General features: G+C 69.9%; 23 protein-coding genes and 1 riboswitch. Of the genes, 8 read left to right on the forward strand and 15 right to left on the reverse strand.

Going from position 1 to position 26,961, the window contains the following annotated elements:
• Positions 1-122 precede the first annotated feature (122 nt).
• Both ABD289_RS14675 and ABD289_RS14680 read right to left on the reverse strand, forming a co-directional pair.
• Positions 123-425 (reverse strand): hypothetical protein, encoded by a 303-nt coding sequence (locus ABD289_RS14675; RefSeq protein WP_344131768.1) that lies wholly within the window; start codon positions 423-425, stop codon positions 123-125.
• Positions 426-510: 85 nt separating this feature from the next.
• On the reverse strand, positions 511-747 hold the full coding sequence (locus ABD289_RS14680) for a winged helix-turn-helix transcriptional regulator (RefSeq protein WP_344131771.1): 237 nt from the start codon (positions 745-747) through the stop codon (positions 511-513).
• A gap of 210 nt (positions 748-957) precedes the next feature.
• Here ABD289_RS14680 and ABD289_RS14685 point away from each other — a divergent pair, with 210 nt between their 5' ends.
• Positions 958-1,479 carry an AAA family ATPase gene (locus tag ABD289_RS14685; protein WP_344131774.1) on the forward strand — a complete coding sequence of 174 codons (522 nt, stop codon included), beginning with the start codon at positions 958-960 and terminating at the stop codon, positions 1,477-1,479.
• A 26-nt stretch (positions 1,480-1,505) separates the two neighbouring features.
• Here ABD289_RS14685 and ABD289_RS14690 read toward each other — a convergent pair whose 3' ends face one another.
• The 3 genes from ABD289_RS14690 to ABD289_RS14700 all read right to left on the reverse strand — a co-directional run bounded on the left by ABD289_RS14690 (position 1,506) and on the right by ABD289_RS14700 (position 5,278).
• The gene (locus ABD289_RS14690) at positions 1,506-2,531 is read right to left on the reverse strand and encodes an HD domain-containing protein (RefSeq protein ID WP_344131778.1); all 1,026 of its coding nucleotides are present in this window, start codon (positions 2,529-2,531) and stop codon (positions 1,506-1,508) included.
• Positions 2,532-2,898: 367 nt separating this feature from the next.
• Positions 2,899-3,423, reverse strand: a complete 525-nt coding sequence (locus ABD289_RS14695; RefSeq protein ID WP_344131781.1) for a hypothetical protein — start codon at positions 3,421-3,423, stop codon at positions 2,899-2,901.
• 142 nt (positions 3,424-3,565) lie between these two features.
• On the reverse strand, positions 3,566-5,278 hold the full coding sequence (locus tag ABD289_RS14700; protein ID WP_344131784.1) for a carbon starvation CstA family protein: 1,713 nt from the start codon (positions 5,276-5,278) through the stop codon (positions 3,566-3,568).
• Between the two features lie 140 nt (positions 5,279-5,418).
• Between ABD289_RS14700 and ABD289_RS14705 the strand changes: the two genes are divergently transcribed.
• Positions 5,419-6,252, forward strand: coding sequence for a hypothetical protein (locus ABD289_RS14705; RefSeq protein ID WP_344131788.1), 834 nt, complete (start codon positions 5,419-5,421; stop codon positions 6,250-6,252).
• 249 nt (positions 6,253-6,501) lie between these two features.
• Here the strand turns inward: ABD289_RS14705 and ABD289_RS14710 are convergent, their stop codons facing one another.
• Genes ABD289_RS14710 through ABD289_RS14720 form a run of 3 tightly spaced genes read right to left on the reverse strand, consistent with a single transcriptional unit; the run spans position 6,502 to position 9,382 of the window.
• Positions 6,502-7,320 (reverse strand): ABC transporter ATP-binding protein, encoded by an 819-nt coding sequence (locus ABD289_RS14710; RefSeq protein WP_344131791.1) that lies wholly within the window; start codon positions 7,318-7,320, stop codon positions 6,502-6,504.
• Positions 7,317-8,312, reverse strand: a complete 996-nt coding sequence (locus ABD289_RS14715; protein WP_425564690.1) for a FecCD family ABC transporter permease — start codon at positions 8,310-8,312, stop codon at positions 7,317-7,319. Before ABD289_RS14715 ends, ABD289_RS14710 begins: the two co-directional genes overlap by 4 nt.
• Before the next feature lie 35 nt (positions 8,313-8,347).
• Positions 8,348-9,382 carry an ABC transporter substrate-binding protein gene (locus ABD289_RS14720; protein ID WP_344131797.1) on the reverse strand — a complete coding sequence of 345 codons (1,035 nt, stop codon included), beginning with the start codon at positions 9,380-9,382 and terminating at the stop codon, positions 8,348-8,350.
• A gap of 56 nt (positions 9,383-9,438) precedes the next feature.
• Positions 9,439-9,640: riboswitch (cobalamin riboswitch) on the reverse strand.
• 129 nt (positions 9,641-9,769) lie between these two features.
• Here ABD289_RS14720 and ABD289_RS14725 point away from each other — a divergent pair.
• Positions 9,770-10,726: an alpha/beta fold hydrolase gene (locus ABD289_RS14725; protein WP_344131800.1), complete on the forward strand. Its 957-nt coding sequence runs from the start codon at positions 9,770-9,772 to the stop codon at positions 10,724-10,726.
• Positions 10,727-10,968: 242 nt separating this feature from the next.
• Here ABD289_RS14725 and ABD289_RS14730 read toward each other — a convergent pair whose 3' ends face one another.
• Positions 10,969-11,172, reverse strand: coding sequence for a hypothetical protein (locus ABD289_RS14730; RefSeq protein ID WP_344131803.1), 204 nt, complete (start codon positions 11,170-11,172; stop codon positions 10,969-10,971).
• Between the two features lie 398 nt (positions 11,173-11,570).
• On the opposite strand from ABD289_RS14730, the gene ABD289_RS14735 reads away from it, so the two are divergent.
• Together ABD289_RS14735 and ABD289_RS14740 are read left to right on the forward strand one after the other, a co-directional pair.
• Positions 11,571-11,894 carry a hypothetical protein gene (locus ABD289_RS14735; protein ID WP_344131806.1) on the forward strand — a complete coding sequence of 108 codons (324 nt, stop codon included), beginning with the start codon at positions 11,571-11,573 and terminating at the stop codon, positions 11,892-11,894.
• A gap of 56 nt (positions 11,895-11,950) precedes the next feature.
• Positions 11,951-12,814 carry an SAM-dependent methyltransferase gene (locus ABD289_RS14740; RefSeq protein WP_344131809.1) on the forward strand — a complete coding sequence of 288 codons (864 nt, stop codon included), beginning with the start codon at positions 11,951-11,953 and terminating at the stop codon, positions 12,812-12,814.
• Positions 12,815-12,864: 50 nt separating this feature from the next.
• Here the strand turns inward: ABD289_RS14740 and ABD289_RS14745 are convergent, their stop codons facing one another.
• The 6 genes from ABD289_RS14745 to ABD289_RS14770 all read right to left on the reverse strand — a co-directional run bounded on the left by ABD289_RS14745 (position 12,865) and on the right by ABD289_RS14770 (position 23,158).
• Positions 12,865-13,065: a DUF4177 domain-containing protein gene (locus ABD289_RS14745; protein ID WP_344131812.1), complete on the reverse strand. Its 201-nt coding sequence runs from the start codon at positions 13,063-13,065 to the stop codon at positions 12,865-12,867.
• A gap of 88 nt (positions 13,066-13,153) precedes the next feature.
• On the reverse strand, positions 13,154-15,352 hold the full coding sequence (locus ABD289_RS14750; RefSeq protein ID WP_344131815.1) for an ADP-ribosylglycohydrolase family protein: 2,199 nt from the start codon (positions 15,350-15,352) through the stop codon (positions 13,154-13,156).
• Between the two features lie 2 nt (positions 15,353-15,354).
• Complete coding sequence (locus ABD289_RS14755) at positions 15,355-21,438, reverse strand: WXG100-like domain-containing protein (RefSeq protein ID WP_344132088.1); 6,084 nt, start codon at positions 21,436-21,438, stop codon at positions 15,355-15,357.
• Between the two features lie 8 nt (positions 21,439-21,446).
• Positions 21,447-21,761, reverse strand: coding sequence for a WXG100 family type VII secretion target (locus ABD289_RS14760; protein ID WP_344131818.1), 315 nt, complete (start codon positions 21,759-21,761; stop codon positions 21,447-21,449).
• Complete coding sequence (locus ABD289_RS14765; RefSeq protein WP_344131821.1) at positions 21,761-22,330, reverse strand: YbaB/EbfC family nucleoid-associated protein; 570 nt, start codon at positions 22,328-22,330, stop codon at positions 21,761-21,763. Before ABD289_RS14765 ends, ABD289_RS14760 begins: the two co-directional genes overlap by 1 nt.
• A 192-nt stretch (positions 22,331-22,522) precedes the next feature.
• Positions 22,523-23,158 (reverse strand): TetR/AcrR family transcriptional regulator, encoded by a 636-nt coding sequence (locus tag ABD289_RS14770; protein WP_344131824.1) that lies wholly within the window; start codon positions 23,156-23,158, stop codon positions 22,523-22,525.
• A 90-nt stretch (positions 23,159-23,248) separates the two neighbouring features.
• Between ABD289_RS14770 and ABD289_RS14775 the strand changes: the two genes are divergently transcribed.
• The 3 genes from ABD289_RS14775 (at position 23,249) to ABD289_RS14785 (ending at position 26,819) form a co-directional block, all read left to right on the forward strand.
• The gene (locus ABD289_RS14775; RefSeq protein WP_344131827.1) at positions 23,249-24,715 is read left to right on the forward strand and encodes an MFS transporter; all 1,467 of its coding nucleotides are present in this window, start codon (positions 23,249-23,251) and stop codon (positions 24,713-24,715) included.
• A complete protein-coding gene (locus ABD289_RS14780) occupies positions 24,712-25,911 on the forward strand; it encodes an FAD-dependent monooxygenase (RefSeq protein WP_344131830.1) in 1,200 nt (399 codons plus the stop codon). The genes ABD289_RS14775 and ABD289_RS14780 overlap by 4 nt, the downstream gene beginning before the upstream one ends.
• 116 nt (positions 25,912-26,027) lie before the next feature.
• Positions 26,028-26,819 carry a hypothetical protein gene (locus tag ABD289_RS14785; protein WP_344131833.1) on the forward strand — a complete coding sequence of 264 codons (792 nt, stop codon included), beginning with the start codon at positions 26,028-26,030 and terminating at the stop codon, positions 26,817-26,819.
• The last annotated feature ends 142 nt before the right edge of the window (positions 26,820-26,961 follow it).

Here is a 26,961-nt window from a genome sequence, read left to right on the forward strand (position 1 = left end):
CGGACACCAGGAACCAGCTCAATCATCGGCACGGCAGCAGACATCCATCGGCGGACTGCGAGAAGGGTTCGTTGGAACGGATTCCCAGCGGGCTCCTCGAAGCCGATCCCACTTCCGTCATCTCACCCGAGTCCCGTCAGCCAAAATGCGACGAAGGCAAGAGCAACGGTCCCGGGCAGCAGAACGAAGACCTGCCACGGCTTGACCACGCGCCCTCCGCAGAAGTTCACGACGATCGACAGGATCCCCACCAAGGCGCTCAACAATCTGGTCGGCGAAACATCGTCGACCAGCAGAAGGACAGACACGACGATCGCCATCCCCGGCAGGACGTAAAGCCCCCAGTGAGCACGCCGCCAGTCGGCCCGCCAATCGATCACCGGTTTCGGCGCCGGAGCCGGTCCGGCTGTCGGGTCAGGGGCCATGACTCAACCCTCCTCATCACGAGAAATACACGCATGACCACACCGGAAACTCGCAAAGCCTTCCGATGACATGCCTGCATCCGGTTCATTTGAGCAACTGCTCCTCGGCCAAGTCGTCGGACGGATCCGTGCGCTTACTTCCTGGCTGGTCAGGCCTGGCTGTTCGAGGTGGTTGCCACCAGTCCCACAGCGCCTGCACCACCGGCATCAAGGTGCGCCCGTGCTCGTTCACCGAATACGTCACGTGTGGAGGGACTGCTTCGGCGTCGTCCCTGTCGATCACACCGTCTGCCACCAGTTCTTGGAGGTGGCGAATCAGCATGCGTCACTGATGTTCGGGCCGTCGTCCGGGCGAGGACAGTCGCAGCGCCCCGCAGGTGGCTACTCGAGTCGCGGATCCCGGAGCCCGGCGGCGTCCGAGGTTCCGCTCCGAGTACCGCCACGCACACCCAAAATGAACATCTCCTAAGGCCGGTTCCGCCTGCTTTGGTAGGTCCAAGGCCGGTCTTCATCATTCCCCTAGCATCAGGGCGTGATCGTGTGGATCAACGGCACCCACGGAGTGGGTAAGACGACGACCAGTGCGCTCGTTCAGCAGCTGATCCCGGACGCTCGAGTGCTCGATGCCGAGAAGGTCGGCGAGACGCTCATGGACATCACCCCGGGTCTGCCTTGGACGGGAAGTTTCCAGCACTGGCCGCCGTGGCGACCGCTGGTCGTCGAGACCGCCCGTCACGTTCTCGAATACACCGGCGGCACGCTCGTGATGCCGATGGCAGTCCTGATCGAGCAGCACTGGCGCGAGATTTCCGCGGGTCTCGCCCAGCACGGCATCCCGGTGCGGCACTTCGTCCTGCACGCCGACCTGAGCACGCTCCGCCGTCGCATCGAGAGCGACGCCGACCTCGGTCCCTCCGCGTTCCGCCCGCAACACCTCGAGCCCTACGCGGCGGCGTCCCGCGCCTGGCTCCACCACGAGGCCGAGGTCGTCGACACCACGCACCGCACGCCCGACGAGGTCGCCCTGCAGATCGCGGAAGCCGTCAAGCGCTGAGCTCGGATGCGGCCGTCCAACGGACTTCACCGGTGACCGCCGATGTCCGGTGGGGGCCGGAGGTCGCATCGCCACGGCATGTCGGGCAGGTGCTCGAAGGCGGGATGCGTGGCTGCGAGGGGTGAGCCGTCGACCCTGGGCATGTCGAGGTAGAGCTGCTTGACCTCGTAGGTCGGACCGGTGGTCGGTTGGTCGCCGGGTTCGACGATGCTCCAGGACCACGGATCGCTCCGCAGGCTCCGCGCGTGGGCCGCGGTCCGAGGGTGGGTCAGCAGCAGCGCCCAGAACTCGGTATCCGTCATCGCGGCGACCTCGTCGCGGCGATGCGAGTCGGCGTCCCGGAGGATCAGACCGGCGAGGTAGCGCGTCGCGCCATTCGTGATCGCGTTGGTTTCGGAGCACAGCCAGCGCGCTTCACCGGCCACCAGTCCTGCGAGGTACTCCGCGGTCTCGGCGTCGGTCGTGACGCAGCCGTCCCGGACCCGGACTCGCGCCAGCGTAGCGCTCGGTGTTTCCGCCGTGCGTCCGTGCGCCTGCCCGCTGCGCAGCAAGGACTCGAAGTGGTCCAACTTCAGCGAACCGGGCGCTCCGCTGAGCGCGGACCTGCGCTTGCCCGTCTCGGTCGCGACGACCGAATCCGGGTCGAGTCCGTGGCGATGCAGCGTGTCGGCTAGGTCTGCGATGCGTCGCTTTCCGAGATCGTGGTGATCGAGCCCGGCCACCCCCTCGAAGGTATGACTGAGTGGCAGGTGCCCGACGTCGTGCAACAGCGCCGCCACCCGTGCCGTCCGATCATCAGGGGTGAAGTGCGCCGTCAGCGCCAGCAACCCCAGTGAGTGCTCCAGGCGCGAATACGTCTGAGTGGTGCCGATCGCGGCTGCCCCGGCGTGCGCGACGAAGTGCAACCGGCGCACCCACCAGCACGTCATGAGCTCCCGCTCGACCGGTGTCAACTGCACCGTCAGCTGCCACACCGGGTCCCGGTACGCACCGTCGCGGCCCAGCACGTCGGCTACCGCCGGAAGCACCGGCCGATCAGGCGCCGAGGACATGACATCCCACCCCCGCACGAAACGGATGCGCTGCCACCGTATTCGATCGGAAGGGGTTGGGACGAACCGAACCGGTGCTGCTGCGTCAGCTACTGCTGGTCGGAATGGGCGCGGACAAGCATCAGGAACCTTCACCCCGCAGCCGACCCGATGCGCTCGGAGCAGTTGCGCCTCACGTGCCTTCCGGTCCCGAAGAGGTGTGCTCGACAGTCGGTGTGCGGGCACGGGTATTCGAACAGACTTCGGAAGGTGCTTCCGGCTTCGGCATCGATCTTGCTCTGAGCGCCGGTTGGGGCCGCGGCGTCCCATCAGCGAAGGTCGCGGGCTCGCTGATCTGCTTCCCGGGCCGCCTCGGCACGCGAAGGCTCTAGTTCTGGTCGCCGTAGATGGTCTCGCAGGGCCAGCCGTCGCGATCATCGTCCATGTCCTGCGGCAGGCCCAGCGACGACCAGTACCCCAGCACCTCCGAATACGTCATCCCCCGCCCCTGCAGGACCTGGCAATCATGCGTGGTCAGACCCGGTTGCGCGGTTGAGAGGCCGGGATTCTGGTCGCCGTAGATGGTCTCGCACGGCCAGCCGTCGCGATCATCGTCCATGTCCTGCGGCAGGCCCAGCGACGACCAGTACCCCAGCACCTCCGAATACGTCATGCCCCTGCCCTGCAGGACCTGGCAGTCGTGCGTCGCCGGGCTCGGTGCCGCCCGAGGTGCGGCTGCCGGCGGTGCCTGGGGTGCGGCAGGTGGCGGCTGGGGTGCTGCGGCAGGAGGTGGCGCGCTCGGCGCCGGAGGTTCCGGTGGGGCGGTCACGGTCGTCGGGAACTCGATGGTGCACCCGCCCGCGACGAGCGCGATCGTCGCGGTGCACAGCACGGCGTAGCGCAGGCTCGGCATCTCCACCACCACCCCAGGTGCGCTCGGGATACGAGCGTGGCACGCCTCGGCCGGAGGGCACAGGGGCCTTCGTCCTGCCCGCGCGCGAGAACGGGCCGCGTCCAGCGGTGTGGACGCGGCCCGTTCTGCTGCGGATTTCCGGTCAGCGCTTCTCCGGTGCCGTCTCGTCGATGCCGGTGCGCTGCCGCCACGCATTGCGGAAGGCGATCGCGGCTTCGACGACCATCCACAGCGCCAGCACGAAGATGACGCCGTCCAGCGGCGCCAGGAAGTACGCCTGCAGCGGGTCGTTCGAGGTGACGAACTGCTGGAACTGCACCACCAGCGCCCACGAGGTCATGACGACCAGGAACGCCCACGGGATGAGCACCGCGAGGGGGTTGCGGTTGCTCTTGGTCACCCACACCGCGACCACGGCGAGCGCCAGGCCGGCCGTGAGCTGGTTGGTCGTGCCGAACAGCTGCCACAGCGTGCCGAAGGCGAAGTCGCCGGGCATCAGCGCGACGCCCAGCGGCAGCAGCACCGCCAGGAAGCTCGCCGCGGTGATGTTGCGGGCCAGCGGCCGGATGTGCACCAGTTCGGCGATCTCCTGGATGATGTAGCGCTGCAACCGCACCGCGGTGTCCAGGCTGGTCGCGGCGAAGCTGATGACCACCAGCGACGCGAAGATCGTGCCCAGCCCCATCGGGATGCCCAGGTTCGTGGCGAAGTGCGCGACGCCGTCGACGAAGTAGCCGACCGCGCCGTCGGAGGCCGTGTCGAAGTCGGTGTAGAGCGAGTTCCACTCGCCCGCGGTCGCGGCCACGCCCGCGGTGCAGGCCAGGATCGCGCACAGCGCGAGCAGGCCCTCACCGGAGGACGCCAGGTAGCCCACGTAGCGGGCGTCGGCCTCGTTGTCCAGCTGCTTCGACGTCGTCCCGGAGCTGACCAGGCTGTGGAAGCCGGACACCGCGCCGCAGGCGATGGTGACGAACAGCAGCGGGAACCACGGCGGCGAGTCCGCGGGCACCTCGTTGACGGCGGGCGCGACGATGTAGTCCCAGCCGACGATGACGCCGATGATGATGACCGCCAGCGCCAGCACCATCTGCATCTGGTTGATGTAGTCGCGCGGCTGCAGCAGCATCCACACCGGAAGGCGCGAGGCGAAGAACGTGTAGGTGAAGATCAGCAGGATCCACAGCGTCTGGGCTTCCATGCCGATCGCCGCCGCGGGCGCGTCCAGCGTGATCGGCATGACCTGACCGATCGGGATGCTCAGGTAGATCAGCACCATCGCCAGCAGCGCGGGCACGATCGCCACGCTGCGCTTGCGGTAGACGTACTGCCCCACGCCGATCGCGAACGGCACGGTGAGCAGCACCGGCAGGACCGCTTCCGGGTTCGAGGTGAACAGGATCGCGATCACCACGGCGAACACCGCGTTGACCATCGTCACCAGGAAGAAGATGATCAGCAGGAACAGCGTCCGCGCGCGCGGTGTGATGATCTCGCTGGTCAGCGTGCCGATGCTCTGCGCCTTGTGGCGGACCGAGATCACCAGCGCGCCGAAGTCGTGCACACCGGCGGCGAAGATCGTGCCCAGCACGACCCACATCAGCGCCGGTCCCCAGCCCCAGAACACGGCGGTGGCCGGACCGACGATCGGCGCCGCGCCCGCCACCGAGATGAAGTGGTGGCTGAACACGATGTGCTTGTTCGTGGGGATGAAGTCGACGCCGTCCCGGAACGTGTGGGCGGGCGTGGTGAAGCTCGGATCGAGCGCGTAGACCCGTTTGGCCAAGTAGGCCGAGTAGTAGCGGTAGGCTAGCGCGAGTGCCGCGAGTGCGGTTGCCAGCACGACGACTGCGGGCATGGGGTTCCTCGTATCGCACTGTAGGGTTCGGTTCCTCCGAGCGAGCCGTCGCGGAGCTGAGCCCGGCACGGGAATCCCGGAGAGACCGACTAAAGTTCGCGTCAGAACGTAGCAATTCACCCCGGCGTTACACAGGTGTCATGCGGGACGAAATGGTTGCGGCTTGGTCTCGGGCCTTCGCCGCCGAGATCCTCTGGGCGACTCCCGGTGCCGCGCGGGGCATGCCGGTCGTCCCCCTGACGTGGCTCGCCGACCGCACACCGTGCGCGGCGGTTCCACTGTCCCAGCTGGACGATCTCGACGCACTGCCGGACCGCGCCGCGTTCGTCGTGCGCGAGCCGTCGAGGACGCTGGTCGCCACCGGCGACGTCGAAGTGCGGTGGGATCTCGAGGGCGAGGAGTTCGTCGAGCACCTGCTCCCGCAGGAGATCGCGAAGCATCCGCCCACCCGGCTGCGCGCGGACAGCCTGCTCGACCGCAGGGAGAACTGGTGGTGGGTGCCGCGCGCCCTGGTCACGCTCACGACCTTCGGTCAGGTGCGCGCACTGCCCGCCCGCGCGAATCCCGGCGACGCGATGTTGGTTCGGCCTTCCCGCGATCCCGAGCACCCGGCGAACGAACCGCAGGCCACTGTGGTCACCGCCGCCCGCTGGCCGGAGCCGGGACAGGACTCGCGGGTGGAGCTGTGGCCCCGCGACGGCGCCTCGCTCGAGGGCGACGGTGAGCCCGCCTACGTGCTGGGGCACCGCAACAGCCCGGATTTCGAGCGCTGGGAGCGCTGGTATCGCGGCGGAACCCTGCACGGCGAGGTCCTGCACGTGCTGGCCGGTGACGGCGGTCCGCGTCCTGGCGACGAGGAACCCGGTTCGGCCGAGCCGTTCGGCCTGCTGGAGCGGTTCGCACGGCACCGGCGCGTGGCCAAGGACTGCAAGGCCGGGATCGCCACCGTGGAGAACCGCCGGGCCCAGCCCTGAGCTCGACTCCGCCGGGAATCAACCCGCACCGCCGCGGGTCTCAGCGGACTCGGTGGCGAGCACGTCGCGACGCCGTTTCGCGGCCTCCATCAGGAGCTGCGGGCGGAGTCGCAGAGCTGCTCCCCCCGGCCCGGGCGAAGAGCTCCGGAGCTAGAGGAGGATCCGCTCGGGCGGGTGAGGATTGACAGTTTTGCCTAAAACTGTGCGGACATTTCGGGCGCCGTGAGCTTGCAGTTCTAGGCAGAACTGTCACGAGCCTGCTCGGGCACCGCTGCGCGCATCGTCGAGTCGCGCCCGGGCCCCGGTGCGGAGGAAGCGGACGTGCGGGTGGCCCTCGGGCTCCTGGGTGACCTCGGCGCGCACGCCGTAGACCTGCTCGATCAGGGGCTCGGTGAGCACCTCGGACGGTTCGCCCGCCGCGACCACCGAGCCCTGCTGCAGCACCACGATCCGCTCGCAGAACATCGCCGCCAGGTTCAGGTCGTGCAGCGCGACCACGGTGGTCAGCGGCAGCTCGACCAGCAGCTCGAGCAGTTCGAGCTGGTGCTGGACGTCCAAGTGGTTGGTCGGTTCGTCCAGCAGCAGCTCGCGGGGTTGCTGGGCCAGGGCGCGGGCGATCTGGACCCGCTGGCGCTCACCGCCGGACAGCGTCTGCCACCGCTGATCCACCTTGCCGGTCAGACCGGTGCGCTCCAGCGCGGCGCGAACCGCTTCGGCGTCCTCGGCGCTCGCCTGCTGCCAGGCCTTGCGGTGCGGGATGCGGCCCAGCCGCACCACGTCCCGCACCGTCAGCGGGACCTGCGTGTCGGTGTTCTGCTCGACCACGGCCACCCGCCGCGCCAGCGTGCGGCGGTCCACCCCGGAGAGCTCGCGCCCGTCGAGGGTGACCACGCCCGTGCTGGGGTTGAGCAGTCCGGCCAGCAACCGCAGCAGCGTCGACTTCCCCGACCCGTTGGGCCCGAGCAGGCCTACGGTCTCGCCTTCGCGCGGGGCGATGCTGACGCCGTCGACCACCGGCTTCCCGCCGAGCGCCCGGGAGACCCGGTTCGCCGCGAGTCCTTCGCTCATCGCGTCTCCCTCGCGCGGTAGAGGATCAGCACGAACGCGGGCACGCCGATCAGCGCGGTCATGACTCCCACCGGGATCTCCTGCGGGTCCAGAACGGTGCGGCTGAGCGTGTCGACCCACACCAGGAAGATCGCACCGGACAACGCCGTCGCCGGTAGCAGCCGCGCGTGGCCGGGACCGGACAGGGCGCGGGTGGCGTGCGGCAGCACCAGGCCGACGAACCCGATCGCTCCCGAGGAGCTCACCAGCACCGCGGTCAGCAGCGCGGTCACGCACAGCAGCACCAGCCGCGTGCGGGCCACCCGCACGCCGAGCGTGGCAGCGGCGTCCTCGCCGAAGGCGAACGCGTCCAGCGCACGCGCGTGACCGGCGCACACCAGCATGGTCAGCACCAGCGCCCCCGCGCACAACCCGACCTCGGTCCAGCTGGAGTTGCTCAGCGAGCCCAGCAGCCAGAACAGCACGGCGCGGGTGGTGTTCGCGTCGGCGGAGGTGAGCACGATGAACGAGGTCAGCGCCGAGAACAGCTGCATCGCGGCGACGCCGGAGAGCACCACGCGATCGGTGGTTCCGCCGAGCACGTGGCTCAACCACAGCACCAGCGCGAACGAGAACAGCGCACCGCCGAACGCGCCCGTCGACAGCGACAGCGCGCCGCCGCCCACCCCGAGCACGATCACCAGCACCGCACCGGTGGAGGCCCCCGAGGACACACCCAGCACGAACGGGTCGGCCAGCGGGTTGCGCAGCAACGACTGCATGATCGCCCCGCAGACCGCCAGCCCGGCGCCGCAGATCGCGGCCAGCAGCGTGCGCGGCAGCCGCAGGTTCCACACGATGCCCTCGCGGATCAGCGACAGCTCCGAGGCCGCGAGGCCGAGCCGGTCGGCGACCACCGCCCACACATCACCGACCCGCAGCTGCGCGGGGCCGATCGTGATCGCCACGGCGATCGACAGCAGCAGCGCAACGATGCCGCCGACCAGCAGCAGCGGTAACCGGAAGTGGTCGCGCACGTGCGCGGCCCTCACTCGGACAGCCGGAATTCGCGCAGCTTGGCGGCCACCTTCTCCGCCCCGGTGACCGTGCGGATGGTCGGGTTCATCGCCTGTCCGCTCAAGGTGACGTAGCGCTTCTCGCGGACGGCGGTCATGTTCCGCGTGACCGGGTGCGATTCCAGGAACTCGATCTTCGCGCGGGCGGATTCCGCGGTCTGCGAGTCGCGGGTCAGGTCGCCCAGCACCAGCGCGTCCGGATCGCGCTCAGCCACGACCTCCCAGTTGATCTGCGGCCACTCCGCGCGGGTGTCGTCGAACGCGTTCTCGGCGCCGAGCTCCCTGGTGATGATGCCGGGCGCTCCGCAGCAGCCCGCGATGTAGGGCGATTCGGAGTTGGCGAACCAGTACGCCACGGATGTGTCGGGAGCTGCGAGCTCGCGGGTGGCGCGGTCCATCCGGCCGCGCAGCTCGGCGACCAGCCGCTCGCCCCGGTCCTCGACGCCGAAGAGCCGGGCGAGGTCGCGCACCTCGTCGTAGATCAGTTCCATGGTCAGCGGCTCGTTCCGGCGCCCGTCGCCCGAGCCGCTGTTGTCCTTGACGCAGTCGGCCGGGGACAGGTAGCTCGGCACGCCCAGCTCGGCGAACTGCTCGCGCGTGGCGACACCGCCGGTGCCCAGCGTGGATTCGAAGGAGGCCGTGACCAGGTCCGGTTCGGCGGCCAGCACCGACTCGTAGGAGGGCCGGTCATCGGCGAGCCGGGGAACGCCCTCGTTGGCCGCGGCCAGGTCTTCGGGAAGCGGATCGGTCCACATCGCGGTGCCGGCGATGCGGTCGGCCAGCCCGAGCGCGAGCAGGATCTCCGTGCTGCCCTGGTTCAGCGAGACGACCCGCCGCGGCGGCGCCTCGACCTCGGTGCGCTGGCCGCAGTTGTCGACGACCTGCGGGAATCCGGGTGCGGAGCGCTGCCGTTCCTCGCTCCCGGCACCCGCGCCGCAGCCGGCGAGCGGGACGAGCAGTCCGAGGACGAGCGGTAAGGCAAGACGATGCCAAGCGATCAAGCGCACGAACGTTCCTTCGCGTCAGGGCTCTGCACGCGGAGCCCGGTTGCCATGGCAAACCCGGATCGAGCCGGGGGCCAGCAGGTCTTCGGACTCGGGGTCTTCCGGACGGAACGCCTTCCCAGGGCTGCGATCCGCGACGATCTCGGATCCCCAGTGGCCTCGTGCTCCGCCGTCCCCCACACCGCTGCGCGTCAGTTCCGGATTCGCACCGGATTCCCTGTTCACGGGGTACGTGAATCGGCTGGCTTCGCGAAGTTATCACACGGCCGTGCAGGTTGATCGTCTTTGTGACCTGCCCCGCCGTTGGCTCCGTCGGCGAAATACACCATTTCCGAACACGTTCGGCGTTGTGCTAACTACGATCGGTGACGACGTCGACCTGGAGGAGAGATGACGAAGCGAGCACGTCGCCAATGGGTGCTGGGACTCACCGCGGCGGTACTCGCCGCAGCCGTGATCGGAGCGTTCGCGCTGCGGACGCCCGCACCGATCGGGCACTGGAACAGCGCGGAGGGGCGTGCCGAGTTCCTGGCGGCCTACGACGCGGCGATGACCGACCTGCCCCGGCCCGCTGAAGTGCGCGACGTGCGAACGGACTTCGGCTTCGTCCGCGTCTACCGCTTCGACGGAGCGGGCGGCGAACCGCTCGTCCTGCTCCCGGGACGAGCGGCGGCCTCCCCGGTGTGGGCCGACAACCTGCCCTCGCTGCTGCGCATCGGCGACGTCTACACCGTCGACCTGCTCGGCGAGCCCGGGCTGAGCGTGCAGGAAGCCCCGATCACCGACGAGGCCGATCAGGCCGCCTGGCTCGACCAGGTGCTGGCCCGACTGCCCGAGCAGCGGTTCCACCTGGTCGGCCTCTCGATCGGCGGGTGGACTGCGGCCAATCTCGCGATCCACCGGCCACAGCGCGTCGCCAGGGTCACCCTGATCGACCCGGTCTACACCTTCGACGACATCCCGCTCAGCACGGCGATCCGGGCGATCCCGGCGTCCGTGCCCTGGTTGCCGAAGTCCTGGCGGGACTCGTTCAACTCCTACACGGCAGGCGGCGCGCCGGTGCGGGACGTGCCGGTGGCCGACATGATCGAAGCGGGAATGCGCTACTACTCGATGCGCCTGCCCCAGCCCGCGCTGATCGAACCCGATGAGCTGCGCGGCTTGCGGATGCCGGTGCTGGCGCTGATCGCCGGACGGTCGGTCATGCACGATCCGGACACCGCTGTCGCCACGGCCACCGACGTTCTGGTCAACGGCACGGTCGAGGTGTTCCCGGACGCCTCGCACGCGGTCAACGGCGAGCGTCCGCGCGAGGTGGCCGATGCGATCGATCGTTTCGTCCGATAGGGGCCCTTCAGCGTGCGGCGGCAGCCGCACGCGGTGCGGGGCTCAGCTCGCACCGCCGCGCGGGTCCTCAGGCGCCTTCGGGCCAGGACAGCCGCAGCGCCGCGCAGGCCGCTGCTCGAGTCGCGCTCCCGCAGCCCGACGACGTCTGCGGCCCGGCACCGCCACGCAAACCCCGAGCTGAAACATCTCCCACGAGAAGGGCCGGTGCACCGCGCGATGCACCGGCCCTCGGCTTCTCCGGGTCAGATCAGCTGAAAGATGTCGAAGGCCCCGGACAGCTGGCCGATGACCGCGATGGTGGCCGCGAGCGCCCCGAGCGCCGCCACCGTCAGCACTGCCATGACGACCAGGTACACGAGCGCCCTGACCGGCTTCGGCAGCTTGGCCACCGAATCGAAGTCGGGCAGCGTGAAGTGTGGTTCCTTACCGATCCCTGGTGCGGACATCCTGACTCCCCCGTCCTTGTCAGTTCTCTCGAACAGTTGCTTCTGATCGAGAGACGGAGCGCAACCCCAGCCAGTTGCGCCGTTTCGCATCACGAATTCGTCTCGGCTGGAAATCGATCAGATCGTCCAGCGCGGGCGACCCGCACGACTCCCGTCGGCCACCTCGGCCCGGCACCAATCATCCGCATCGAAGCCGTTGATCGCGAGCCGACCTGAAGAGGTGATCGCGCTTTGAACTCGGATCGTTACTCCGCGGGCCACCGGGCCCGGGCGGACGGACGACGCTGGTAGATCACGGTGTGGCACCGTTGGAACACCGAGCGACCAGATCAATTTTCTCACACGTGCCACTTCGATCTTCACTCGGGTCGGACAAGAGCGACACCGCCGATCGGGGAATGATCATCCGCTTCATCCGCCTCCGAGCGGCCGCTCTCGAATGGAAATTCGACATTCTGACCGAGCGGTGCGAACGGGATTGCGAAATTTCGCTGAACCCCCGAAAAGCGAGAAGCAACGATGCGGATACGACCGAACCGATCATTCACGACATCGGTCCGCGCAAAATGATCACGAGCGCGCTCCGAATCGATCACGTTCTGCCGCGGGGCGGCGAAAATGTCCTGATCAGCGCGCCTGACTACCCTCCGCAGGCGTCGGCTCAGCCTGATGGACTGGTGACCACTCCTCCGCTTAGTGGCAAACTGCGGCGCTACAGTTAGCGTGACGTGATCACTACGATCCGTCATGTCGTCGACCGATGGAAGGGGCGCACCTCGTGAGTCAGCCGAGGCCGGAAACGCTCACACCGGAGGGTGTGGACCTGGAACACCCGAACGTCGCCCGGGTCTACGACTTCTACCTCGGTGGCAGCGCGAACTACGCGATCGACCGGGTCTTCGCGGAGAAGGCGCTCGAGCGGTATCCGTTCGTTCGACCAGCCGCCATGGCCAACCGCCTCTTCCTGCACCGGGTGGTCCGCTACCTGGCCAAGCGGGGCATCCGCCAGTTCATCGACGTCGGCTCCGGCGTGCCGACCATGGGCAGCACCCACCAGGTCGCCGACGAGATCGTGCCGGACGCGCACTGCGTCTACATCGACAACGAGGCGGTTGCGGTCGCGCACTCGCAGATGCTGCTGGAGCGCGAAGACGTCACCGATCGGCACACCGTCATCCAGGCCGACCTCCGCGAGCCGGACTTGCTCTGGTCGAAGATCGCCGATTCGGGCGTGATCGACCTGGACCAGCCGGTCGCCCTGCTGCTGATCGCGGTCCTGCACGTCACGCAACCCGGCCCGGACGGCGAGGACGTCGGCCCGCAGTCGGTGGCCCGCTTCCGCGACCTGCTCCCGTCCGGCTCCTACCTGGGCATCACCCACGGAACCGACGACGACGTGCCGGAGTACCGCAAGCGCGAGATGTCCGACTTCGGCAAGATGTACGACAAGTCGGCGACCCCCGTGCTGTGGCGGTCGCACGCCGACATCGAGAAGTTCTTCGGCGAGCTGCCGATGGTCGAGCCCGGCGCGACGTGGATCCCGCTGTGGCACCCGGAGGAGAGCAGCGAGAACGCTCCCGAGATCGAATTCGATGCGCCCAACGACTCGGTCCTCTGGGCCGGTGTGGCGCACAAGCCCTGACGACGAACCCGCGGCCCGCCGCCGCTGGGACGGCGCGGGCCGCGGTTCGGCTACACCGGACGCTCGAAGGTCACCAGCAAGCCCTCGACGCCTCCGGGGCCGAGCTTGCCCTTCACGTCCGCTCCGGTGATCGCCTTGAGCTGCCAGCCCTCGGCGGCGTGCTCGTTGAGCACCTTCTCCAGCTTCTCGCCGGACATCTTCCCGCCGAGCCACTTCTCCCGAAGCTCGACGACCTTGTACTCGTAGGCCACGATTCCTCCCCAGCGCGACGGACCTCACCGGTCCAACGGTCACTCGCGCGCCGGGGTTCCACCACTCGGCGGCCCGCGCGCTCCCGCCTCACCAGCGCGGGTAGCGCTCGTCCCAGTTCTCCCGCTCCTCGTGCGGGTTTCGGCGGGAGAAGTGCCAGTAGAGGTCGTTGGCGACCTCCTCCAGGACGTCCCGCAGGTCGAGGGCTTCCACCCACTCCTCGGGGAGTCCTGCCACACCAGCTCGCGCACCGATCAGCGCACCGGCCAGGGCACCCGTGAGGGCACTGCGGCCGGTGTGGTTGACCGCCACGCCGAGTGCCATGCGCGGGTCGTACTCGCGGCGCGAGGCGGCGAACAGGGTCCTGCCGAACACCGAGAGCGTGCCGGCGCCGTCGCCGAGCTGCTCCATGTTGTCGATGTCCCAGCTCATGTAGGTCTTCCAGCGCCGGTCGACGTCGCGCACCACGTCGGCGACCTGGGCGACGACTGGATCATCGGTGGCGGTGAGGGTCTTCTCGAGCACGGTCGAAGTCTGCATCCAGATGGGGTTCATCCAAGGACCCTTGTCGACCAAGCGCGCGAGGATGCTCTTGAGCGCGGCGGTCGCGACCTGCTCGACGTTCCCGCTCGGAGTTCCACTGTGCCCGAGAGCCACCTGCGGCACGGCGCCGATCATCCGGAACGGTCCCGCCAGCGGATTCCGCCACGGCTCCGCGGTCGCCGCGCGCACCGCGTCGATCAGCTGGGGCGAAGCACCGCGGTGCGCGTGCAGTTCGGGCACCCGCACCAACCAGCCGCCGGGATCCGGGTGCTCAGCGGCCAGCGAACCGGCGGCCTCCTGCCACGGCATTCCCTGCGTGACCAGCCACCGGGCGTAAGCCGAGCAGTTGGCTTCCGGGGAGAACCCGGTCCCGCTGCGGTCCGCGCCCCGCATCAGACCTTCTGCCCGGAACAGCAGGAGCTGGGTCAACCACCCCGCCTGCCCCGGGCGTTCGAAGACCACGTCCAGGTCCTGGATGCCGTGCGGACCGTAGCGCTCCTGGATCTGCGGCCACGTCAGGCCGTCCACCGCCGCACCCAGGGCCTCCCCGATCGCGAACCCGACGAAGGAGCCGACGACGCCGTGCCACGAGATGTTCGGGTCGCTTCCGCCCACCAGCGGGAACTTGCCGCAGGTGTTGAGCACCAGGTGCTCCTCGCCCGCCTCGTCGTGCCGCACCGCTAGACCGTTGGCATGCAGGTTCTGCGGCCACTGATCCCTGGTGATGTCCGAAGATCGCCACGACGCTCCGAGCAGCAACCTCTCCCGCTCCTCGCGGGTGAGCTCGTAGCCGCTCTCCCTCGCCTGCAGGACGCGGTTGAAGTAGAACCGCAAGGTCGGCGCCTCGCGCAGACCGAAGCGCCGCTGCAGCTCCGCGCCGTACTCGTCCAGCGAATCGTCCAGCCCGCACTCCCACTCGAACACCGGTTCACCGGGCTGGATGCCCGACGGACTCATGATCTTCGAGCTCGGCGGCCGCGTGAAGTGCTTGAACTGCGCGTCGAGCTCGGAAGACTGGATCGAGATGGTCGGCTGGTGATCGACGTTGATCTTCAGATCGCAGTTCGGGTAGTTGGCCACGAACGTCAAACCGTTCATGCGCCACCACGAAGTCGCATCGCCGAGCTTGCGGCGGGAGGTGACCGCGCGCAGCACGCCGCGGTTCTCCGGCATCTTGTCGGCGCTACCCGGGATGAAGATGTCGCCGACCATCAACGCGCTCAGGAAGGCGCGCCGCGGAACCTCCTTGAGCTCCAGGTAGTTCAGGATCAGCTCGAGTCTGTTCTCACACCTGGGCAGGCCGAGCCGCCGCGGTCCCGGACGGTAATTCGGGTTGATCTTCTCCTCGGTCCGGCCATCGGGATGGGTGATCCGCCAGCCGGCGACCCGGCGCTTCGGCACGCCGAGGCCGTAGAGCGCGTCCTCCTGGTACTCCGGATCGATGATCTCGGAGATCTCCGGCTCGCCGGGCCAGTTCAGCGGTGTTGAGAACCCGGGGTGGGGCGTGGTGTTGGCCATCCGCAGCTCACCGTCCGGCTCGGTCACGATGAAGGCCGGGAACGGGACGATGAGCTCGACGGGATCGCCGGTGTCCACGCCCTCCGTCGTGTTGATCGGGACGTACCAGCCCTCGGCGTTCAGCTGCACCACGTCCGCGTCGACCTTGCGACCACCCGGCACGTCGAGTTCGAGCCCTTCAGCCCGCAGCCACCGCTCGACGAGCTCGATCGCTTCTTGCTTCTCCACGGTTAGCGGGTCCTCCCCCAGTCGTTGCCATCGTCCTGCGCACCCGCCAGCCAGCGGTTCCCCTGCGGAGTGGGATTCCACAGCCCTGCCTCGAAGCTACCCAGCAGGACTTCGGAACCGTCCGCGCCCCTCGCGCAGATCTCCGCACCACCGGCGAACTCGTCGTCGCGCATCAACTCGTCGTCGAAGGCGACGCCGGTACCGGAATCCGCGGATTGGTAGCGCAGGTGCAGCGCGGTTTCCGGTACATCACCCGGTACTCCGGGGCCCACGTCGAACGGGCTGTCCCGGCGGAACAGCACCTGGCGGCCGTCCCCGGGCAGGAGCGTCGTCGGTTCGTGGTTGCCCAGGTACAGGGCCGCCACATCGGCCGGGATCGTGACTTCCCGGTTGTGCGTCACCGAACCCGGCTCGGGCGAATGCCTCTCGCGGGGCGACCCATCGGCGCCGCTCTGCGCCGGAGGAGCGCCGGCCCCCATCGGCGCACCCGCCGCGCTGCCGGTGGACGAACCTCTGCCAAGGCCGCCCGAAGCGGCCGTTCCAGCCTCCTGCTCCGGGAATCCGGCGCCGGACGTACCGCCCGGGCGCATTCCGCCGGGTGCTTCCGGAGGCCGAACACCGGTCGCCGCACCCATGGCACCTGCAGCGCCACCGGGGGCCCCCGCTGCGTGGCCGGTTCGCGCGCTGCTCGTCGCAGCCGGATCGGGAGTCCCTCCCATCTCCGGCATCGAGCCCATCTCCGAATCGAAACCGGCATCACCGGCAGTCAGGTCGCCGGAGAGCGAGCGGTTCGCGCTGCCCGCGAGCGGCGGCGGAGTCGCCGGTGCCCCGGCGGGCGGACCGGCAGGCAGACCAGCACCATCAGGCATTCCCGACCGCCCGAACTGCGGCGTCGACGGCTGCGGGTGCGGCTGCTCCCGCTGCGGCTGCGAGAGCTCGGCGGCCTGCTCCACGGTCGGCACGATGCGCTCATCGGGAAACCGACCGAGGTCGTACTCCTCCTCGGGCGGCTCGGTGCTGAACGGGTTGACGTGCTGGCCGAACCACGGGCCTTCCTGCCGCCACGACCTCTCGCCCCCGGCTCGCCCCTCGCCCCCGGCTCGCCCCTCGCCGTCCGGCTCGTCGCCGGGTCCGTCAGCGTCGACGTGGTCATCCACCGGCTCGTCTCCGGTGGTGTCCCGAGCGCGTTCGTACTCCGCACCGCGATCCGGTCCGGCCCGCGACTCGGTGTCGGCGAGAGAATCCGCTTCGACTTCGACCTCGTTCGCGCTCTCGGCCGTCCCGCGATCGACCTGCGGATCACTCGAACCATCGGCCGCGGATGCCGCCGAGCCGGGATCGGCGGCATCCGCACCGGGTGAACCGAACGGCAGCAGCATCAGCTGCTTGGGCGGATACGGAAGGTTCATCAATCGCCCGGTTTGCGGGTCGATGAACGCCACGCCGTCCGACGTGTTCGTCACCAGTGCGACGTGCGCAGCCGAGTCGGGGCCCGCCGAACCGTCGGCCGACGGCAGGTCGTAGGCGACGTAGACCGAGGCCATGGATCCCACCGGTTGCTGACTCATCCGGTCGATCACGCTGTCGTAGCTCGGCGGGAGTCCCTCCCACCGGGTTCCGAGCTCGTCGGCCATCCAGCCCATCCGGTCTTCCTTCGGAAGATCCCTCGGCCGCACCGGTTCGACGGGTTCCTCGATGCCCATCAGGCGCTTGGCGTAGTTCACCACGCACTTCGAGCAGTTCGTCTGCCAACCCGTGTTCCAGGCTTCCCTGGTGTAGTAGTTCGGGTTGACCTTCGGCAGGTCCGGGTGGTGCGCGGCCACGTAGGCATCGCCGTGCGGGGTCGCGGCGCTGCCGCCGTGCAGCGCGGGCCGGGTGGTGACCGGAGGTGTCGGGCCGGACAGCATCCGCCAGTTCGGCGTGCCGTCCTCGTTGAGCGGCAGCGGCGGAACCTCGCCGTGCCCCGGCTGCGGCAGGTCGGCGTGGCCGGGCTGCAGCTCGCCCGGAGTCGGCAGCTCGTCCTGCCCGTTCAGCCGCTGCTCGATCCCGCTGGGGCGGTCGGCTCCCTCGGCAGAGGCGTTGTCCCGCGTGGGTTCCGGTGCCGCGTCGGAGCTCCCGAGGGCTTCCGAGATCCCCGTGCTCTCCTGCGCGACCGACGAGGATTCGGGCGCCGCACCGGAATCGCCGAGCTTCTCGGCGACCGACTGGTCATCGCTCGCCTGCTCGCCACCACCGGAGTTGGCGAATTCGGTCTGCGCGTCGAGCTTGTTCTCCGTCTTCGACGGCCGGGAATCCAGGACGAGCTGTTCGCCGAGGGTCCGGTACTGGCGCTCGGCGACCTGCTTGCTCGCCGTGTCCGGGTCCAGGTAGCGAGGATCGCCGGGCACGATCTCCTCGGCGTGGATGATCCACTTCTGCTTGTCCTCCAGCTCCCCGTCTCTCCCGATCTCCTGCCAGGTCTCCAGCTCCTTGCTGTGCACGTAGAGCTGGGACATCGGCGTGAGGACCGCTTCGCGCTCATCTGCTTTGCTGGCCAGCTCCTGCAGCCTGCGAGCGGTCTTCGACTCGATGTGCATCTCGACATCACCGGGGACCGCGGGCTTCTCACCGGCCTCCGCCTTCATCGAGCAGCTGGTGATCTGGTTCTCGACGGTGACCGCGCCCGGTTCGTAATGGGCCGCGGCGACGTTGCCCGCCTCCGCGTCACCGTTCAAGTACAGGCCGCGCACCATCGGACCGGTGTAGCGCGGCTGCTCGTTCAGACCGGACACGATCGCCTGCAGCTGGTGGCGCTCGTTCTCGGTCATCATGCCCATGCGGCTGGCCGCGTTGAGCGGGTGGAAGATCTCGTGCCCGGTGTAGGCGTGCGCGGCCATCGCACCGCGCTTGGACAGCGACTGCAGCTCCGGCGCGGCAGCGATGCGGGCGTTGATCCGCTCAGCCAGGAAGGCACGCCGCGTGCGGACCGGCTCGTCGGTGTCCCGGGCCGACCTTCCGTCGAGGCCGTCGTCCGTGCTGATGGCGCTCAACCTGCGGTCGAGCACGTCGAAGGCTTCGTCAGGTGCGCGGTAGTCCGGATCCTGGCAGAAGTCCAGGCTCTGGTCCTCGCTGACGTGCCAGCCTTCCTTCAGCGCCGCGTCGGCTTGGGCCGTGTCCCACCGCTCGCGCCGCTCAGATTCGTCGAAAGGCCCTGTCTGCTCACCGGTTTCACGCAACGGGGCAGACTGGTCGACGACCGGGTAGTTGGATTGGTCATCCGCCGCGCCGGAGCGGGCATCGGCCTCCTCGCGCTGGGACGCGTTCGAAGCGTCCGCGTCGAAGTCGGTCGCCAGCTCGGGGTCCGCCCTGCTTTCCGCAGCGCCGTCGTCCTGGCCCGGCCGGTGCTCTGGCGTCTCGGACCGAGCCTGGGCGGGTTCGGCGGTCTGCTCGGGCGGTTTCTCGGCCCGGTCCTCGTGCGGCAGGTCCTCGCTCCGGCTCGTTTCCGGGCCGGGACCGACTTCGCCGTTGTGCGACTGCCCGGTCCCGGAACGCGCTTGATCGCCTCGCGGTGGTTCCGGCGGGCGGGGACCCGTGGCCGGCGGGCTGGTCGCCGGTCGCTGGCCGGATTGCGGTGTCGCGACCGGGCCGCCCTGCTGTCCGGTCTGCGGTGGCTGCGGTCCGGGGGCGGGTGGCTGGGGCGCTTCCCGGGATGGCTGTCCCTGGTTCGGCAGCCCGCCTCGTTGCGGGGGCCGGGTGAACGCCTCATGGGACTGCGGCGGGCGTTGTCCCTGCGCAGCAAGGCCCTGCTGCGGTGAGCCGCCTTTCGGCGGCATCGGCGCGCGCTGGGGTTGGCCGCCCTGCTGCGGAGGCATCGGACGTGGGGCCTGGTTGGGGTTGTGCGGCGGCGGGTAGCCGCCCGGGCCGCCCTGCGGACCCGGTTGCGGCTGCGCTTGCGGGAAGCCCTGCTGGTGCGGGCGTTGCGGCACGTTCGGGCCGGGCTGGCCGGTCGCCTGGTAGGCGGCCGGATCGACGTTGGCCGGTCCCGTCTGTTGCGGACCGCCCTGGTACGGCCCGGGGTGCTGAGCATGAGGTTGCTGCGGGCCCCACTGCTGAGGTCCGAATTGCTGCGGTCCCGGCTGTTGTGGTCCCGGCTGCTGCGGTCCGGGCTGCGGTCCCGGTTGTTGAGCACGCATCTGCGGCGCAGGAGTTTGCTGCGGGCCGGCAGGGTGCTGCGGAACGGGTTGCTGTGGACCTGGCTGCGCCCCCGGCCCGAACTGCGGAGCGGGCCTGCCGTGGTTCGGCCCGGCCTGGCCTCCGGGATGCTGTCCTCCCTGCGGTGTCTGCTGCGGGCTCTGGGGCGGTCCGGGCGGGAACTGCTGCTGCGGTCCGTGGCGTCCCTGCGCGTGCTGCGGGCCGGGCGGCTGGACGCCCTGCTGTCCCTGGGCGCCCTGCTGTCCCTGGACGCCCTGCTGTCCCTGGGCGAACCCGCGCTGCGGCGCTCCGCCCTGGTGCGACGGCTGCGGGCCCGCGTGCGGTGCGCGCGACGGATCGGAGGCTCCGCCCGGGCCGAAGCCGCCCGGTCGCGCGCCCTGCTGGCCGAGATCACCGCGCGGGGCCGCGCCCGCGCTTCCGGGCGCGCCGCCGCCCGCGGGCGTGCCGTAGTTCCCGGGTTGCCCACCCGAGGGCTGCCCGCCCGGCTGCGGACCACCTGCCGGTTGCCCGGCACCGCTGGACACGGCGGGACCGCCCGCGCTCGGGGCCGAGCCCATCGCGCTCTCCGGGCGCTCCGGCGCCACGGCACCGGCCGCGGAGGTGGTGGACGGGCCGTCGTCACCGGCGCTCGCGCTCGGCGTCGCACCACCGGAAGCCGTGGTGCCGCCCGCTGCCGCGGCACCGCTGGAATTCACCGCGCCGCCGGAGGAATCCGGCGCGGACGCTGGAACTCCGCCCGAAGCCGCGGATTCCGCACCGCTCGCTCCCCCGTCAGCCGCAGGAGCCTGGGTGCTGGACGCTCCGGCATCCGTCGGGGACTGGCCCGCGGGTGCACCCGAGTCCACTGCGGACAAAGCGCCGTCGGCGGCCGAACTCGCGCTGCTCGCGGCGGAATTGGCCGACTCCGCCGCGCTGCTCGCGTCCTGGAACCCGTCCTTGGCTCCCCCGGTACCGCCGTCGACCGCGCCACCGGAGGCGCCCATCAGCACGTCGCCGGCCTCGAGGTTGCCGAGGTTGCCGGTCATCGCGCCTTCGGTGACGCTGCCCAGCGCCCCCTCGGCCGCTCCCCGAGCCGCGTGTCCCGCGATGCTGCCCGTCCCGTGCGAGGCCGCGTCCGACGCCGCGTTGCCGACCGCGCTGCCGCTGACCAGGTGCCCGGCGATGCCGCCCGCGACACCGCCGACGGCGGCGTCGCCGGTCTTGCTCCAGTCCCACGACTGCCGGTCGCCCTTGGCCATCTGCACGCCCTGGATGCCCGCGTCCATGGCCATCTCGGCGCCGGTGTTGATCGCGACCTGCTTGCCCAAGCTCTTCAGCGCGCCCTTGCTGACCAGCTTCTCCAGGCCGTTCTTGAGGACCTTCTCCAGCGCCTCCCGGACGACCTTCTTCACGCCCTGCTGCATCAGCTTCTGCACCAGCTGCTTGAAGATCATCTGCACGGCGTAGCGGGTCGCCATCTGCGCGGGCACGATGCCCGCTGAAGTCGCACCGAAGCTGACGAACGCGGCGGCGACCATCGCGGCGATCTGGATGGCCAGCAGGATCAGCGCCGCGATGATCATGTACTTGGTGTACTCGACGTCCAGCGCCGCCTTGTCGCACGCTTCGGCGAGGCCGTTGGACCCCTCCTCCAGCGAGGCGAACACGGCTTCCTGCCCGCCGCCGCCCTCGCTGAACTTGCGCCAGGTCTCGTCGAACTTCCCGGCCGCCTCACCCCTCCAGGAGGCCAGGACCTCGCGGGCGGCGCGGTTGCCGGTGTCCAGCGCATCGGGCAGCTCCTGGGCGACGGCCAGCCAGGCGTCGCGCAGTTCGCGCAGCTTGTCCTCGTCACCCTCGGGCCAGCTCTCACCGACGACGATCGGCAGCAGCCACTTGACCTCGTCGGGGATCTCCATTCCCACGGCTAGATCTCCACGCCCGAGATGTCGTCGGAGTTGCGCTGGTCGATCTTCTCGAAGTCGTCGGCCGCGCCCTCGACCTGACCGCGCAGGTCGTGCAGCGCCTCCTTGACCGTCGACAGGGCCTCGGTGATCCCATCGGCCCCGGGCACGTAGTCCTTGGCGAACGCCTGGCCCGACTCGTCGTGCCCCCAGCACTCCCCGGCGGCCAGCAACGCCTGCTCGAGTCGCTGCGCGATCGCCTCGACCTCACCGGAGGCGGAATCGAACTTGGCCGCAGCACCGCGAACGCGGTCCGGCTCCATCCGCGATCCGGGCATCAGTTCACCAGCCAGGAGTCGGGCAGATCGTCATCGGGATGGCCGCCGGCCGGACGGCGGCGCTGCGGCCTGCCCGTCTGCTCCGGCTCGGCCCGTTCGGACTTCGGCGGCTCGGCCCGGGGCGGTTCCGGCGCGGGTTCCGAAACCTCGGAGAAGTCCGGCATCTCCGGCATCAGGCCGCGCAACGACGGGGCACCCTCGACGAGGTCGGACAGATCCGGCAGGTCCTGGGTCACGGGCGCGACCATGTCCGCCATCGCCTTCTTGACCTGCATCGAGGCGGTGTGCACGGTCTGCATCACGGTCTGCGCGAACTTCGTCGGGTCGGCCTGCTTGAACGCCTTGGCCTCGAACTGCAGGTCCGTGATGGCCCCGGTCGCGTCCACGGTGACCGTGACCGCGCCGTCCTCCGAAGTCGCCGTCGCGGTCGTCGCGGCAGCGGCCTGCTGAGCTTCCTCCAGCAGCTTGGTCTGCTCGTTGAACTTGTCGAGCAGACCGTTCATCTGCTCCTTCATCGCCGCGTTGCGCGCTTCCATCGACGCCCGGTCGTCGTCCCCAAGCCCGGCCACCGGTCACCCCTCGCCTCGGTTCGGTCTGCGACCGGAGACCTTACCGATCTTGATCCGGCCGCGGCCCCGGACGAGGAAATCGACCCGATGTTCATCCCTGCCGGGCAGCGGTAGCCGCGGAAGCGAGGACGGTGAGCGGCTGTTCTGCAACGCCGGCAACCGGCGCCCGGATGTTCGGCGCCGTCACCGCGATCAGCGGTAAGCGCGGAGGAAGGCGTCCACGCCGTCGGCGATGAGCGCGCGGAGCTCCGCCTCGTCCACCTCGCCCGCCGGCGACTCGTCCAGGACCTCGATGGCGAGGCGCATGGTCAGGGCGATGAAGTGCTGGACGGCGCGATAGGTGTCGGTTGCCGCGAGCTCCCCTCCGGCGACGAGCTCGGCGAAGCGCTCCTGCAGAAGGCGCTCCGGTTCATCGCGCTGCGCCTCCGGCAGCCGGGGCGCCGGTGGCGCCTGGGCGTTCAGCCGCCGGAACCTCGCGTAGATCGAGGAGCGGAAGGTCTCGGTCAGCATCCGCTCGGCGAAGGCGAGCAGCGCGTCGCGCAGCTCCCGCCCTTCGACGAGCTCCTGATCGATGGACGCGCGCACGGTCACCAGCAACGCTTCCCCGCAGCGCTCGAGCACCCCCTGGAACAGCGCGCGCTTGTCGCCGAAGTGGTCGTAGACGGTGCGCTTGGACACCTCCGCCCTGGCGGCGATGGCGTCAACGCTGGCGGTCTCGTACCCGCTCGAAACGAACAGCTCCTCGGCGGCGTCCAGGATCGCCGTCCGCTTCATCTCCGCCCGCTGCCGCCGTCCCGGCGTCTGCGCGGCCGCCCTCGGTGTCGTCATGGCCTCATCGTATTCTCAGCCTTTCCACACTGCACGGTGTAGTGTAGTAATTGGCGCCGGGCAGACCCCCGATTCGATGGAGAGCCCCACATGCACGAGACAGCCGCAGGCGACCGGGAAACCGGCCTGCACACCAGCTGGAGCCCACCGCTGATCGGCCTGGTCGCGGTACTGGTCCTGGTGAACTTCATGGTCGACACCGCCATCACCGCACCGCTGATCGTCCTGCCGCAGATGCTCGATCACTTCGGCACCGATCACACCGCCTGGCTCAACGCCAGCGCGATGCTCGCCGGGGCCATGTGGGCACCACTGCTGGGCAAGAGCGCCGATGTCCACGGCAAGCGCCGAGTGCTGGTGCTGACGCTGCTGATCAGCTGCGCGGGCGCCCTGGTGTGCGCGCTGGCGCCGAACGTGTGGGTCTTCGTGGCCGGACGCCTGCTGCAGGGCTCGGCCGTGGCGGCCATGTTCTTGACCGTGGCGATCGTGCGCGACGTCTGCGCGCCGCGAATCGCGATGCTCATCGTCGGCATCGTGACCTCGGGGTCCGGCGTGCTCAACATCGTCTCGCGCTTCGCGACCGAAAAGCTGGCCGCCGCGCACGGTTTCCAGATCCTCTTCGTCGTCTCAGCGATCGTCGCGGTCACGATGGCGCTCGCCGTGCGCGGCGTCGTCCCGGAATCCCGGATCACCACACCGGGGCGGATCGATTTCGGCGGGGCGCTCCTGATGGGCAGCGGCCTGCTCGGCGTGCTCAGCTACATCAGCCTCGGCTCCGAGCTCGGCTGGCTTGCCCTCGGGCCCGTGGCGCTGCTGCTCGGCGGCGCGGTGGCGCTGACCAGGTGGTCGCTGGTCTCCAGCCGCAAACCCGAGCCGCTGATCGACATCCGCGGGCTGGGACTGCCGCTGGTGCTCACGCTGCTGGTGATCGTGCTGGCTACCGGCTCGTACCAGAGCCTGCTGCAGCTCATCCCGCTGCTCACCGAGGTTTCCGGCTCGCAGGGGCTCGGCTACGGGCTGGGCGGGCAGGGGTCGCTGGCCCTGCTGCTGGCCGCGCCGGGAATCGGGGTGATGCTCGGTGGTCCGCTGGCCGGAGCGCTCGCGGCCCGCATCGGACCGGCCGCGACGCTGGCAGGCGGAGTGGTCGTGGGAACGCTGGGCGCGCTCGGCATGTTCGCCGGGGCCTCGATGTTCCCCGCCGCGGTGGTCTTCGCCTTCCTGCTGGGCTTCACGGTCGGGGCGCTGGGCACCTCCGGTTTCAACATGGCGGGCAGCCTGGCCCGGCCCGAGCAGCAGGGCCTGGTGTCCAGCCTCGTCATGGTCGTGGTCGCGATCGGCTCCGTGGTGCTGAACTTCGTGGGATCGGCGGTGCTGCGGGCCACCGCGGTGACCGTCGACGGCGCCGCGGTGAACTCCGGCACCGGTGTCTTCAGCTACCTCGCGATCGCCGCCGGCGCTTTCGCCCTCGCGGCCGTGCTCGCCCTCGCGCTCGCGCGCCACGTGCGCCGCGAGCGCAACACCCCCGCACACATCCAGTTCGAACGGAGTCACTCGTGAACGATCGAGGCACTGTCCTGATCTCCGGTGCCGGCATCGCCGGTGCGGCGCTGGCCTTCTGGCTGCGCAGGTACGGTTTCGAGGTCACCGTGGTGGAGAGGTCCGCCCGGCTGCGCAGCAGCGGCTATCCCATCGACGTGCGCGGCACCGCCGTGGACGTGGTGCGCAGGATGGGGCTGCTGCCACGACTGCGCGAGGCCCACATCGAAACGCGGCTGATCACCTTCCGCGACGCCGACGGCAACCGGGCCGCGGCAGTGCACCCGCAGAGCATCGTCGGCGGCGTCGAGGGCGAGGACATCGAGCTGCGCCGCGGCGACCTGGTGCGGACCCTCTGCGACGCCGTGCCCGAGGACGTGGAGTTCTGGTTCGGCGACTCCGTCGAATCCCTCGACGAGCACGCGGGCGGCGTGCACGTCAGCTTCCGCAGCGGCGCCCGGCGCGACTTCGACCTGGTGGTGGGCGCGGACGGCCTGCACTCGCGCACCCGCGAACTCGTCCTGGGCCCGGAGCAGCCGTTCCACCGCTACCTGCGCTACTGCTTCGCGGGGTTCACCATGCCCAACACCTTCGGCCTCTCGCACGAGGGCGTGATCTGGAACGCGCCCGGCAAGGCGGCCGCGCTCTACGGCGTGCAGGACTCCGACGAGCTGCACGCCTTCCTCAACCTCGCCCGCCCCCAGCCGCCGGCCGAGGTGCTCCGCGATCCGCAGGCGCAGCGGGACCTGATGGCCGACGCCTTCGCCGGTGAGGGCTGGGAGATCCCGGCGATGGTCGCGGCCATGCGCGAGGCCGACGACCTGTTCTTCGACACGGTCAGCCAGATCCACCTGCCCAGCTGGTCCAGCGGCCGGGTCGCGCTGGTCGGCGACGCCGCCTACGCCCCGTCCTTCCTCACCGGCCAGGGCTCCAGCCTCGCGCTGGTGGGGGCCTACCTGCTCGCGGGCGCGCTGGCGACCCACGCGGACCACCGCGCGGCCTTCGCCGCCTACGAACGGGACGCCCGAGAGTTCGTCGAGCTCAACCAATCCCTGGTGGGCGAGGGCGACGCGGCCCTGTTCCCCACCACGGCCGAGGCCCTCGAACAGCGCAACGAACACCTGCGCAACCTCACCACCGCTCCGCCGGACGCCGGCCGCGAAGCCCATTCCGCCCTGACCCTGCCCGATTTCGAGGAGGCACCGGCCACGAGCTGACCGAGTGATTCCGCTCGTCCGTTCCAGCCGGTCGGGCGAAAGCGGTATGTGGATCATCCGGCTCGTGATTCACTCGGCTCCGGGAAGGACGAAGGTCGGCGAGCCGAGGACGCGAGATGAGCACGGTAGGAACGCTGCACGAACCCGGCGCGTGGCAGCGCGGGAACGACCGGAAACCGCCGTTCGCGATCGCCTTCATCGGGCTGGGCGCCCTGATCATCGTGCTGATCGGGGTGTGGGCGACGGTGCGGGGCGAACCGGAGCTGCTGCCGCGCAGTCTGCTGATGGGCGCGTTCTTCAGCACCCTCGCCGCGTACGTCTACTCGACGAGGGTGCGGTCGCGCCACCACGAATCCCATATCGCCCTCACCACCTACCGGAGGACACGGGCTACGGAGATCCGCTACTCGCGGACGCAGCACCTGCTCTTCACCGCCAACATCGCTTCGCTGGCCGCGTGGGCCACCGCGGGCGCCTTGGAGTTCACCTTCACCGGCGAGCCCCCGGATCCGACGCTCGTCGCGGTCTGGGGCGCTTGCGCCGCGCTGTCCGCGGGCTGCTTGCTGCTCATCGCGGTCGGCCGCGTCCAGCGCGGCAGGCTGCTGCTCACCGAAGCAGGCGTCCATCAGGAGGGGCAGTGGGGCAAGTCGTTCCTCGCCTGGGATTCCGCCACCGGCATCGAACCGGCCCACGACGGCCGCAGCGCCACCATCACGCTGCCCGCTCCGGAAGGCGCGGCACCGGAGAAGACCGGCTCGCCCGGGCTGCACATCAACACCTCGGTGTTCGACCTGGACAGAGCGCTCGTCTACCACCTGCTCCGGCACTACCTGGAGAACCCGCAGGACCGTGCCGAGCTGGGCACCAACGCTTCCCTCGAGCGAATTCGCTCCCGAGCGTTCCGCTGATCGACCTCCACCCGCGGCGACACCGGCCTCGGGTGCGGGGCTCGTCCCGCCGCTGGCCGGATCCAGGCCACGTGCGCGACCTACCCAGCGGGGCGCGATCAGCAAGCCGCGCGGCACTTCCCACCTCGCCGGGGCGCGCCGG

The organism is Saccharopolyspora halophila (genome assembly GCF_039531955.1).
GTDB classification, from domain to species: domain Bacteria; phylum Actinomycetota; class Actinomycetes; order Mycobacteriales; family Pseudonocardiaceae; genus Saccharopolyspora; species Saccharopolyspora halophila.